This window comes from Roseovarius sp. MBR-6 (assembly GCF_040547525.1).
In the GTDB taxonomy this organism is placed as follows: Bacteria; Pseudomonadota; Alphaproteobacteria; order Rhodobacterales; family Rhodobacteraceae; genus Roseovarius.
Window position 1 is genome coordinate 1 of sequence record NZ_JBEPPW010000021.1, and the last position, 11,959, is coordinate 11,959.

At 66.2% G+C, this 11,959-nt stretch carries 11 protein-coding genes; 1 reads left to right on the forward strand and 10 read right to left on the reverse strand.

Annotation, left to right across the window (positions count from 1 at the left end):
- Window positions 1–285 precede the first annotated feature (285 nt).
- From msrQ to ABIE57_RS17795, 4 genes are all read right to left on the reverse strand, one after another.
- The gene (msrQ, locus tag ABIE57_RS17780) at window positions 286–894 is read right to left on the reverse strand and encodes a protein-methionine-sulfoxide reductase heme-binding subunit MsrQ (protein ID WP_354540376.1); all 609 of its coding nucleotides are present in this window, start codon (window positions 892–894) and stop codon (window positions 286–288) included.
- Window positions 891–1,112, reverse strand: a complete 222-nt coding sequence (locus ABIE57_RS17785) for a GDCCVxC domain-containing (seleno)protein (RefSeq protein ID WP_354540377.1) — start codon at window positions 1,110–1,112, stop codon at window positions 891–893. Before ABIE57_RS17785 ends, msrQ begins: the two co-directional genes overlap by 4 nt.
- 138 nt (window positions 1,113–1,250) lie before the next feature.
- The gene (msrP, locus tag ABIE57_RS17790; protein WP_354540378.1) at window positions 1,251–2,147 is read right to left on the reverse strand and encodes a protein-methionine-sulfoxide reductase catalytic subunit MsrP; all 897 of its coding nucleotides are present in this window, start codon (window positions 2,145–2,147) and stop codon (window positions 1,251–1,253) included.
- Between the two features lie 55 nt (window positions 2,148–2,202).
- Window positions 2,203–3,699, reverse strand: a complete 1,497-nt coding sequence (locus tag ABIE57_RS17795) for an FMN-binding glutamate synthase family protein (protein WP_354540379.1) — start codon at window positions 3,697–3,699, stop codon at window positions 2,203–2,205.
- A gap of 368 nt (window positions 3,700–4,067) precedes the next feature.
- On the opposite strand from ABIE57_RS17795, the gene ABIE57_RS17800 reads away from it, so the two are divergent.
- On the forward strand, window positions 4,068–4,553 hold the full coding sequence (locus tag ABIE57_RS17800; protein WP_354540380.1) for a fasciclin domain-containing protein: 486 nt from the start codon (window positions 4,068–4,070) through the stop codon (window positions 4,551–4,553).
- Window positions 4,554–4,594: 41 nt separating this feature from the next.
- On the opposite strand, the gene ABIE57_RS17805 is transcribed toward ABIE57_RS17800, so the two are convergent.
- The 6 genes from ABIE57_RS17805 to ABIE57_RS17830 form a co-directional block, all read right to left on the reverse strand.
- Window positions 4,595–5,779 carry an amino acid aminotransferase gene (locus ABIE57_RS17805; protein ID WP_354540381.1) on the reverse strand — a complete coding sequence of 395 codons (1,185 nt, stop codon included), beginning with the start codon at window positions 5,777–5,779 and terminating at the stop codon, window positions 4,595–4,597.
- Window positions 5,779–6,633, reverse strand: coding sequence for a 3-mercaptopyruvate sulfurtransferase (gene sseA / locus ABIE57_RS17810; protein WP_354540382.1), 855 nt, complete (start codon window positions 6,631–6,633; stop codon window positions 5,779–5,781). Before sseA ends, ABIE57_RS17805 begins: the two co-directional genes overlap by 1 nt.
- A 198-nt stretch (window positions 6,634–6,831) precedes the next feature.
- Window positions 6,832–8,397 carry an ABC transporter transmembrane domain-containing protein gene (locus ABIE57_RS17815; RefSeq protein ID WP_354540383.1) on the reverse strand — a complete coding sequence of 522 codons (1,566 nt, stop codon included), beginning with the start codon at window positions 8,395–8,397 and terminating at the stop codon, window positions 6,832–6,834.
- A complete protein-coding gene (locus ABIE57_RS17820; protein ID WP_354540384.1) occupies window positions 8,397–9,443 on the reverse strand; it encodes a P-loop NTPase family protein in 1,047 nt (348 codons plus the stop codon). Before ABIE57_RS17820 ends, ABIE57_RS17815 begins: the two co-directional genes overlap by 1 nt.
- A 40-nt stretch (window positions 9,444–9,483) precedes the next feature.
- Window positions 9,484–10,305, reverse strand: a complete 822-nt coding sequence (locus tag ABIE57_RS17825; RefSeq protein ID WP_354540385.1) for an alpha/beta fold hydrolase — start codon at window positions 10,303–10,305, stop codon at window positions 9,484–9,486.
- Between the two features lie 102 nt (window positions 10,306–10,407).
- Window positions 10,408–11,892, reverse strand: a complete 1,485-nt coding sequence (locus tag ABIE57_RS17830) for a S8 family serine peptidase (protein ID WP_354540386.1) — start codon at window positions 11,890–11,892, stop codon at window positions 10,408–10,410.
- Between the last annotated feature and the right edge of the window lie 67 nt (window positions 11,893–11,959).

An 11,959-nucleotide genomic window follows, 5' to 3' on the forward strand; every position in this document is an offset into this window, starting at 1 on the left:
GCGCCTCAATCCCCAGAACCAACCAACACCGCCTCAGCGCCGCTGGTGAAGGCGTATTTACGAGCAGCACCAAAGAGTCGCAAGAGGTTTTTTCCGCATTCGTCATTTTTTCTTCATGTAGGCGGATTTTCACAGAAAATTAACGGGTTAGGGTAACAATATCATTGCCGGAGACGCGGGAGACGCAAGTTTCTTGCGGCCTGATCGCCGACGCTGAAACCATATCATGTGTTATCCACAGACTTACCCGCAAGTGAGCCGCCCATGCCCCTGACAAGACCCGACTCAAGCGCTGCGCTGGCGACGCGCGAAGCGCCATCGCAGCGTCAGAAGCCCCAGAATCACCGCCAGGTAGACCAGCGGCTCGATCTGAAAGCCCTTGGAGAGCCAGATGAAATGAATAGCCCCCAACACCGCCACCGCATACGTGAGCCGGTGCAACACCCGCCAACGCTGCCCCAGCCAGCGCACCGACCGGTTGTTGGAGGTAGCCGCCAGCGGAATCATCAGGGCAAATGCCGTCATGCCCACCGTCACGTAGGGGCGCTTGACGATATCGGCCCAGATGCGGCCCGCGTCCTGCACATCGAGAAACAGCCACACCGCGAGATGCAGGCAGACATAGGAAAACGCCAGAAGGCCGATGGCGCGGCGAAACCGAAGGAGGTTCACGCCCAGGTATCGGCGCAGCGGCGTCAGACACAGCCCGATGATCAGCAGTTGCAGCGCGATTTCACCAAGTTCGCGCTCCAGCGCCTTGATCGGCTCTGCCCCAAGCCGGCCGGTCGCGCCCAGATACACAAGCCAAGGCGCGGCCCAGCCATACCCAAGCCAGATGGCCCAGACCGGCACCCGCCGCGCCAGCGCGTTGATCCGGTCAACCAGTCCGGTCATGCACAACAAGTATCGTTGCGTTGAACAGGCGGGCACGGCACGTCGCGGTAGGAACAATAAACGCAGCAATCCCCGTCCTTCGGTCGCAAGACCGCGTGGCACGTCATGCACTCAAGGAAAAACTGACAAGCGTCGGTCGGCATGATCATGGTTTGGGCATGCCCACAGTCGGGACAGGTCAGCGTCGATGTCAGCACGATTTCTTTTTCTTCACCCATAGGCCCACTCCCGAAGTCACGGTGACAGCGCCAAGATCGGGAGGCGCGCGCTGTCGCTATAAAGGTCCTCAACAAGGACAGCGCAGCGCCTCAATCGCCGACCCAAGACCACCTGTCGGAATCATCCATCGCGCCCCATCAAAAGTTCCTTTTCAGGTCCATGCCCGCATAGAGCCCCGCCACCTCGTCGCCATAGCCGTTGAACATCAGCGTCGGCTCGCGGCCCGCAAAGAGGCCGCCGCCGATGCGCCGCTCGGTGGCCTGGCTCCAGCGGGGATGGTCCACCTCGGGGTTCACGTTGGAATAAAACCCGTATTCGCGCGGATTGGCCTTGTTCCAGCTTGTCGGCGGCTGCTTGTCGGTCAGCGTGATCCGCACCACCGACTTGATCGACTTGAACCCGTATTTCCATGGCACCACAAGCCGCAGCGGCGCGCCGTTCTGGTTGGGAATGTCGCGGCCGTAAATGCCCGTGGCCATGATCGTCAGCGGGTGCAGCGCCTCATCGAGGCGCAGCCCCTCGATATAGGGCCAATCAAGCACCGGGTAGCGGACACCGGGCATCTCGTCGGGCCGCAACACCGTCTCGAAGGCCACATGCGTCGCCCCCGCCTGCACCCCCGCCATGCTGAGCAGGTCGGCCAGTTCGAACCCGTTCCACGGCACCACCATCGACCACGCCTCGACACAGCGGAACCGGTAAATCCGCTCCTCGATAGTCATCTGCGCCATGATATCCGCGAAATCGTAATCGCCGGGCCGGTCCACAAGACCGTCGATGCGCACCGTCCAGGGCGTGGTTGTCAGCATCCGCGCGTTGCGGGCCGGATCGCCCTTGTCGGTGCCGAACTCGTAATAGTTGTTGTAGGTGGTGATATCGTCCCAGGCGTTCGGCTCCAGCGCTTCCGCGCGTGCGCGGCCCGCCCCCACAAGGCCAAGCCCCGTCAGCCCGCCCAAAACCGCTCGGCGGTTCAGCCAGAGCGCCTCGGGCGTCACATCCGCCGCCCGCAACCTGTTTGTCCAACGATGGGCCATGACATCCTCCTGTTTGCAGAGAAGATAGCGCGTCCCCCGCCCCGCGCCAGCCCCGTCAACTCGCCGCTTCGGGCGGCTGATAGCTGGGCCGGATCTTGTTGAACGCGATCGAGGTGCCATCGGCCTGCACCATCCGCACATGCCGCCGCCGCATCAGCCGCGGTTCGGCCACGCCGACGGAATGGGCGATCATCTCGACCTCCTTGATCACCGATTTGGCGTAATGCGCGACCTTCATGTATTTGTCCTCGACCACCAGCCCGCGTTGCAGGTAGGGGTCATGCGTGGTGATCCCGGTCGGGCAGGTGTTCTTGTTGCATTTCAGCGCCTGGATACAGCCCAGCGCGAACATGAAACCACGCGCCGAGGTGACGAAATCAGCGCCCGCGCAGATCGCCCAGGCCACATCGCCGGGATTGATCAGCTTGCCGGCCGCGATCATGCGGATCCGCTCCTTGAGGCCGTATCGGTCACGCAGATCGACCATGCGCGGCAGCGCGTCGCGCAATGGCATCCCCACCAGATCCATGAGCGGCATGGGCGCGGCCCCCGTGCCCCCCTCGCCGCCGTCGATGGCGATGAAATCGGGCGCGCAGTCTGCCCCGCGCACGATGATCCGCTCGAAGAACGGCTCCCACGCCTCGGACGATCCGATCACGGTCTTGAACCCTACGGGCCGCCCCGTCACCTCGCGGATATGGCAGATCATGTCTATGAGGTCGTCGAAATCGTCCACCTCGGCGTGACGGTTGGGAGAAATGCTGTCCTGCCCTTCGGGGATCCCGCGGATGCGCGCCACCTCGGCGTCGACCTTGGCGCCGGGGAGGATGCCGCCCTTGCCGGGCTTGGCGCCTTGCGCCAGCTTGATCTCGAACATCTTGACGCAGGGATGATCCGACACCTCGCGCAGCTTCTCGTCCGACAGATGCCCCTCGGCGTCGCGCACGCCGTATTTGGCCGTGCCGATCTGATAGACGATGTCGCAATTGCCCGTGAGGTGATAGGGGCTGAGGCCCCCCTCGCCGGTATTGAGCCAGATCCCTGCCTGCGCCGCCCCCCGGCTCAGCGCCTCGACGGCGGGGCGCGAAATCGCGCCATAACTCATGCCGGAGATATTGAAGATCGACTTCGCCTTGTAGGGGATTGCCGCCCCCGGCCCGATCTCCATCGGGGCGGTCACCGCGAACTGATCGTCGAGCGGCGGAAACACCGCCGGCACGAAGATGGGGGTTCCGGGCACATTGAGATTGCGCGTCGAGCCAAAGGCGATGGTGTTGCCCTTGCCGCGCGTCGCGTGCCTGACCCAGTCGCGTTGCGCGCGGTTGAACGGCATCTCTTCGCGGTCCATGGCAAAGAAATACTGGCGAAAGAACTCGCCCAGCTTGGTAAAGAGGTTCCGAAACCGCCCGATCACCGGATAGTTGCGCCGGATCGCGTCGCCCGGCTGTGTGCGGTCGATGACATAGAATACCAGCACCGCGAGCACCGCCACCCCAAGCAGAAACACGAACAAGAGCGCCAGAACCTCGAGGATCTGCGTGACGTAACCCATAAGAACTCTCCGAAATATCGCCTCGGTCCCGGCCCCTCGCGCGGGATCTCTGGCCGGACCCTGCGCTATTCACCGCCACCCGGCAAGACACGAATCCGCCAGCTTTGGTGCCGCTCGGGCGATCCGCCCGTTTGCCCCTGCTGCGCCGCGCAACACGATTGGAACGCCTTTGAAACAAGGGCGGAAAGCCGCCTGATCACAAAATCGTGATTGGATGTTACCGAACCGTGTGGCTTAGCGACCCGTTCCGTTTCGTCAAGCGGCCTCGGCGGAAATCCCCCGTGAACCACCCTGCCCCGGCCCGCGTAACCCTCCCGACGATGCCACGAACGGTATCGTGAAAACGGTTAACCAAAGGAGACAATTCCATGCTTCGCAGAACTTGCCTCGCTCTTACCGCCGCTGTCCTGATGACCGGCCCCGCGCTTGCCGACGGGCACGGCTACAAGAAGGACATCGTCGACATCGCCGCCGGCAATGACAGCTTCTCGACACTCGTCGCCGCCGTCACCGCCGCGGGCCTTGTCGACACGCTCAAGGGCGATGGCCCCTTCACCGTCTTCGCCCCCACCAACGAGGCCTTCGCCGCCCTGCCCGAAGGCACGGTCGAGAACCTGCTCAAGCCCGAGAACAAGGACCAGCTTACCGCCGTGCTCACCTATCACGTGGTGCCGGGCAAGGTCATGTCGGGCGACCTGTCGGACGGCATGACCGCCGCGACCGTTCAGGGCGGCGAGGTCACCATCGGCACGACCGGCGGCGTCACCGTGGATGGCGCCAACGTGGTGCAGGCCGATATCGAGGCCAGCAACGGCGTGATCCACGTCATCGACGCGGTGATCCTGCCCAAGTAAGCCAGTCGAGCGGGGCGGCTTTCGGGCCGCCCCCTTGCTACTCAGACCCCGACCTCGACCATCGCTTTCGCCAGCACCGGCACGGTCGACGCATTGAGCCCGGCGATGTTGATACGGCTGTCCCCGATCATGTAGATGCCATGCTCCGCGCGCAACCGCTCCACCTGCTCGGGGCTTGCGCCGAGGCGCGAGAACATGCCGCGATGCTGTGCGATGAACCCGAACCGGTCCGAGCCCGAGAGACGCTGCAACTCCCCCGCCAACTGCTCGCGCAGCTTGAGCATCCCAAGCCGCACCTCCTCCAGTTCCGCCTGCCAGTCGGCGCGAAGCGCGTCATCGGTCAGCACCATGCTGACCAGCCGCGCGCCGTGGTCGGGCGGAAAGGAATAGTTCTGCCGGTTGAGATAGGCCAGATTGCCCTGCGTGACCTTGTGCAGGCCCTTGTCCTGCGCGACCGCCATCAGGATGCCGGTGCGCTCGCGGTAGATGCCGAAATTCTTGGAACAGCTTGCGGCAATGAGCACCTCGGGGCAATTGGCCGCCACGAACCGCACCGCCGCTGCGTCCTCTTCCAGCCCGTCGCCAAAGCCCTGATAGGCGATGTCGATCATCGGCAGAGCACCGCGCGCGTTGAGATGATCCACCACCGCCCGCCATTCGGTCAGGTTGAGATTGGCCCCCGTGGGATTGTGACAGCAGCCGTGCAGCAGCACCACATCGCCCGCGCGCACCGCCTCCAGATCGGCCATCATGCCCGCGAAATCGACGGCACAGGTGGCGCTGTCGAAATAGCGATACATCACCACCTCGATTCCCATATGCGCAAGAATGCTCAGATGGTTGGGCCATGTCGGGTCCGACACGAACACCCGCGCCCCCGGATTGACCATGCGGACAAGATCGAACGCCTGCCGCACCGCGCCGGTGCCGCCCGGCGTGGCAATGGCCGCGACTTGGTCGCGCGTCACCGCATCGCCCAGAACCAGCCCGATCATCGCGTCAAGAAAGGCCGGATCACCCGCCAGCGCGGTATAGGCCTTGGTGCTCTCGGTCTCCCAAAGCTGTTTCTCGGCGGCCTTTACGGCCCGCATGATCGGCGTCACGCCCTCCGGCGTCTTGTAGACCCCCACGCCAAGGTCGATCTTGGTCTCGCGCGGATCCTCGCGATAGGCTTGGCCGAGCGCGATGATCTTGTCGGCGGGTTTTTCCTTCAGGTGCTCGAACATCATGCCTCTCCCGTTGCGACGGGCAGAGTGGCAAAGGCCCCCCATTCCGCCCATGATCCGTCATAGAGCGCGTGATCGGTCTTGCCGATCCGTTCCAGCGCCAGATTGATGACCGCCGCCGTCAGCCCCGAGCCGCAGGTGGTGATCGCCGGTTTGCCCAGATCGACCCCCGCCGCCGCAAAGGCCGCGCGCAGCCCCGCCGCATCCTTCATGGTCTTGTCAGGGTTGAGCAGGGTCGTGAAGGGCACGCTTCTGGAACCCGGAATATGACCCGAGCGCAAGCCGGGGCGCGGCTCGGGTTCCTCGCCGCGAAAGCGCCCGGCCGAGCGTGCGTCGATGATCTCGTGATCGCCGAGCTTGGCCGCCGCCGAGACCTGCGTGACGTCGCGCACCATGTGGTTCTGCCGCCGCACGGTCATGTGCCGGTCGCGCACGATGGGCGGCATATCCTCGATCTCGCGCCCCTCGGCCTGCCATTTCGGCAGGCCTCCGTCCAGCACGGCCACGTTCTCCTGCCCCATCAACCGGAACAGCCACCAGACCCGTGCCGCCGAGAAAAGGCCGTGGCTGTCATAAACCACCACCTGATGCCCGTCGCCCACGCCCATGGCGCGCAGCTTGGACATGAATTTCTCGACCGGCGGCACCATGTGCGGCAACGCCGAGCGCGCATCGCTGATATCCTCGATGTCGAAAAACCGCGCGCCGGGAATATGCGCCACCGCATATTCCGCCCGCGCATCGCGCCCCGTGCCGGGCAGAAAGGTCGTGCCATCGAGAACCCGCAGATCGGGGTCCTTCAAATGGGCGGCCAGCCAGCCGGTGGAGACAAGCGTCTTGGGATCGTCGGACATCGGAACCCCCGGAAAATGAACCTCTCACTGCCTACAATCGGCGCGACAAAAGGGCAAGTCCGCGCTGCACCCGGGGATCTTGCACGTTCTCATGGTTTCTGGCGGGGGCACCGGCCTTGATCCGGAGACTGTGACCAGCAGGCACGAATTCCTGACCTGCCGAGGGCGCGTATCGACCTGACACCGGCGGAACGATCCTCATGCGGCGAGCGGCCCGGCCGTGTCCGCATGCGCCAATACAGGGTGGCGCAGGATCGTTGCCCCGGTCGTGGCAAGATGCGCTGAAAAAGCGTCCCTGGCTTTGGGATCGAGTTGCCAGAACCCGTCATCCACCAACACAAGGAGCGGCTGGCCGAGCAGGATCCGCGCGAGCGAGAGCGCGCTGCGATCCGCCGCCGTCAGGGTGCGCCCGCCCTCGGACAGGGCACCGTCAAGGCCGCCGATCCGGTCCATCACGGCGCGTAGCCCGGCAGCGCGGGCGGCTTTCCTCAGCTTGACATCCGACGGGCGGCGGAGCAGGCCGAGGGCAAGATTGCGCCGCAAAGAGCCCGTGAGCACCAAGGGCGTGCTGGTCAGGCGCTGGACCCCGCGCCGGAGGCTGCCGCGCGACAGGTCGCTGAGGCAGATGCCCGACAGGACAACATGGCCGGGCGGCACCTTTTCCAGGCCGCACAAGGCCAGGAACAGGGTATCGGCATCGGCTGGATCACAGGTCAGGTCCGTTGTCTGGCCTGCCGGGATGTCGAGCGACAGAAGCGCCCCGGAGGGTGTCTCAAGGTCGCGCACCGCAACATGAGCGGCCCCTTTCGGCAGGCGGGTTTCACCCGAACCAATGCCACGCTGATCGCGTGACAGGGCTGCGATGCCTTTCTTTCGCGCGGCGAGATAGGCCGCGCGGAAATTCCAGACGCCCGCAAGATCGCGCAGCGGGGTCAGCACAAGGCCGATCGCGGCAAGCGCGCCGGCGATGGCACCGGTGCTGACACCGGTCTTTGCGCCGGTGACGATGACGGCGCAGGCGGCGAGGCCCGCCATGGCGTCCGGCAGCGCCTTGAGCGATTCCGCCCATGTCAGGCGGTGCAGGGCTGCGCGAATCATCCGCTCGCTCTGCTTGCGCAGTTGGCGCAATTCGGCGGGGCGGCGGCCCAGACGGTCAAGCTCGGGGGCGAGCGGCATCCGTTCGGCCATTTCGGCGGCGATGCGCGCGCGGCGGGCCCGCAGGCGGCGGTGCAGCGGCTCCAGCCGGGGCCCGGCCACGGCCAGCACCGCCAATGTGGCCGCAAACAGCGGCGCGATGACGAGCGCAAAGCGCGGCTCGAGCAGCCAGAGCACGGCGCAGGCGGCGGGGATCATCACCATGGCCGCGATCAGCCGGGGCAGCCCCATGCCCAGCCAGTTGCGAAAGGCGGTCATGTCGCTGACAAAGCGCAGGCTCATGTAGCCGCTGCGTCGCTTGGCGACGGCGCTCGCCGCCATGCCCGAGGCGTGATCGAGCAGCGCCAGACGAATGGCGAGGGCATAGTCCTGTCCCAGCCGCTCGCCCATCAGCCGCGACAGAACCCGCGCCCCGGCGATGACGAGGCCGGAGGCGATCAGCGCCGCGAGCAGACCGGGCGGCAGGGGTGTGCCTGCATGCATTGCCTCGAACAATCCACGCGTTGCGAAGGCCGCCGCCCCGGCGGCCACCCCCTGCACCAGCGTCACGAGGCTGACCGTCACCAGACCCCGCCAGCGGCCGTTCTCCATAAGGCGCGGCATGGGCATCATGCGGCCTCCTGACGGCCCAGGCCTGCGCGCAGGGCAAGGCCGGTGGCCTCGGCGGGATCGGCCAGGTCCTCTTTGGTCAGCACCGAGAGGCCGGTGGCCGCCTGCGCCTCGTTCGAGGCCATGGGAGAGCAACTGACAAGGCCGGTCAGCGCATCGGGCACGAGCTCCAGCCGCGCCAGATGCGCCACGCCGCCCATGGCCGCCACCGCATCGCCGCAGGCAAACACCAGCCCCGAGATCAGCCGTGCAAACCACGGATCGGCAATCAATCCGGCGGTTTCGCGTTGCAAAAGGCCGTCGGCCACCTCCATCACCACGATGTCACAACCATGATGCCCGGCCTCGGCGATCAGGGTCTCGGTGGCGGATTTGATCCGGTCGAGCGGTTCCAGGTAGGTGGTGACCATGCCCGCATCGGTGAAATCGCCCACGTAATGCGCGCCGCTGTCGCTGTATTCGTTGACATCGCCAAAGGCCCCGGTCCCCGTCGCCTTGATCGCCCCCACGCGAAAGCCCGCGCGCCGCAAACCAAGCACAAGCTGCGCGGTGGCAAGCGTCTTGCCGGAATTCATCGAGGTGCCAAGCACGCCGATCACCGGCGGGAGCGGCGCGGCGTGGCGGGGGCCGAGCGCGAATTGCGCGAGGTTGACCGCGCGCCCGTCAGCCCCCAGCAAGCGGGCGGACGGCACCAGACGCGTCGCCGGTTTGATCCGGCTGTTGCGCGCGACCATGCGGCCGATGCATCCGCCCCCGGCCAGAAGGTCGGCACCCTCGGCGTCGATCTCGGCCAGCCCTTCGAACTGATCGGGGGCGTAGCGCGCGCCGCAGGCCATCACCACCGCGTCCCCCGGAAAGATCAGCGAGGGCCGCCCCGAGGGCAGTTGCACGCGGCGGTGCTGACCGAGGCGGTCGACATGGGCAAGGATCAGGTCGCCGGGTTTGGCGGCGGCGAAATCGGTATCCGTGCCCGCCACGCAGGCGCGGTCCACACGGCGGGTGGCAAAGGTCCATTTGGCATGGGCAAGCGTATCGGCGAGGGTCATGTCGTCTCTCCTGTGGGGTGAAATATTGGCAAAGGGGGGATCAGGTCAGGGCTGCGCGGGCGTCCAGCACGCGCGTGGCAAGGTGATTTTCGGTGATCGCGCGCACCACGTCGTGATCGCAGTCGGCCATCTCGATCAGGCGGGCGCGCGGGCTCAGGTCTGCGGCCTCTGCGGCAGCGTTGAGGGCGGTCACATAGGTGCGGGCCCGCGCGTAACGGTGCCTGCCTTGCCGCGCGTCGAGCGCGCTCGTCGTGCGCAGGGCGTCGTCGCGGGTCACATCGTCGGTGCCGACATGGACGCAAACCGGGATGTCCAGGAACGCGCGCAGCGCTGCGGCGTGGCGGCGCGCCCAGTTGGCGGTAAAGGTATCCGTGCCGGCGGCAAGGCCGTAGGGATAGCGCATCGACTCATTGGGCAGACAATACCAGCCCGCCGCCGCCAGATGGAGCGCGGCAACGCGGTGCGGATAGAGCATCGCCAGACGATGTGCGAGTTGCGCGCCACCGGAATGACCGAAAATATCCACCGGCCCGGCGATATCCGGATACTCCGCCGCCACCAGATCGAGCAAGGCCAGAAGGGCCAGATCCGGGCGCGCCTTCTTGCTCGGACGCTGGAAATCGGGCCAGGTTTCAGCCGGGAAATGCGGCACGATCAGGGTGCGCCCGGTGCGCTCGGCCTCGGGGGCAAAGAGCCGCGCCAGCGTGCCCGCGTTGCGCGAAATACCGTGCAGCACCACCAGCGGCGGCGCGTCCGACAGGCGGGCGGGCCGGATGATACCGGCACTGAGCCGCCCGGCGCTGCTGCACACGGTGACCCGGCGCACGGCGGTGGGGGTTGTCTCGATCAGGGTGTCTTTCATCGTTCCTCTCCCGGTCAGTGATCCGTTGTCATGCAAACGCCGTGCGCCGGGAGTTATTCCCGGCGCACGGCGTTTTTTTCGGATCGCAGAAAGGCGGTGGCTTTATTCCGTCACGGCAGAGGCGGCGGAGGGCACGATCACCGCCTGCCCGGGGCAGGTGCCGCCGAGGTCGAGAACACCTTGCCCGAATGTCTCGTCAGGGCCGTCCGGCCCAAGGTCACGCGCCGAGGCGGTCAGCCGCGCGCGAATGTCGGCAGGCGTCAGCATCGGGTCGTGTTGCAGCCAGAGCGCCACCGCCGCCGTGACATAGGGCGCGGCAAAGGACGTGCCGGTCTGCCACCTCGCGCCTTTGACCGAAGCGGCGGTCCAGACCTCGACGCCGGGGGCCGCGATTTCGACATGCGGGCCGCGAATGGCGCGGCGATAGATGGTGCCGCCACGATCGACCGCCGTTACCGCGATCACGTTGTCATAAGCCGCCGGATAGGCCGGCTCTGCCCGGGGGCCGTCATTGCCCGCCGCCGCGATCACCGGGATTCCGCGTTGCCCGGTCAGTTGCAACAGCGTGTCCTCGAGGACTGAATTGGGCGGCCCCGCAAGGCTGAGGTTGATCACCTGCGCGCCGCGCTCCGAGAGGTGATCGAGCGCGCGCACCAACGTGAAGGCATCGGCGCGCTCGTCGCCTGACACCTTGTGGAACGCGTCCACCGCCACCAGCGGCAGACCGGGCAGAAGACCGGGCACGCGGCTTTCGGGATCGCCCACAAGGATGGAGGCAACCGCCGTGCCGTGAATGGCAGCGGAGGCCAGGTAATCCTCGGGGGTGATGCGCGTGAGGTCGATATCGGCCCCGGAGAGCACCTCGTGATCCGTGTTGAGCCCGGTATCGACCATGCCGATCGTCACCGGCGCACCGCATCCCTCGGGGCCAATTGACGACGGCCAGTTGATCATCCCGCGCGCCGCGCAATGCAGACCCTCACAGGCAGGCGGGCCATCGGGCTGTGCGGTCTCTGCCGTGCTGCCCTGTCCCGCGCGGTAGTAATGATTGAAATCGGCGGTTTCTGCACCGGGCAGCGCGCGAATGGCGTCCCGCGCCTCCTCGAGCGAGGTGCCTTCGGGCACCCGGAGACGATGCGCCGTGGTGGCAAGGCTGAAAAGATCCACCTGCTCCAGCACGACATAGCCCTGATCCACGAGCGCCGTCTCCTGCTCCTCGGTCAGACCACGGGCAATCACTTCGGCCGGGGCGCGGTCGGGTCTCGGCGCGGCCTGCCGTCGCGGACTGGCACGGCGCGGCGGCTCGGGCGGCCCGCGAAAGATGCGCCGTATTTCGCGAATGAGCTCTCGAGGGCTGACACCCTCGCCTGACCGCGCGCTGCCGCCACGTTCTCCGCCGCGACTGCCGCTGCTGCTTCCGCCGTCATCACTGCTGTCGCCGTCATCACCGCTGTCGCTGTCCCCCCCCTCGCCGCCATCATCGGCCCAGGCCACCGTGGAGACCGGGCTGTGCGGCATGACCGAAAGCACACCAAGCGCGACCAGCCACAGGATGCAAACCAGGACTCGAAGTCCAATCACGCGCATGGTGGAAATCTCCTTTTGCCTCCGACGCAAGTCATGCCATCTATCTCAAAACGAGGCGAGCCGGGAT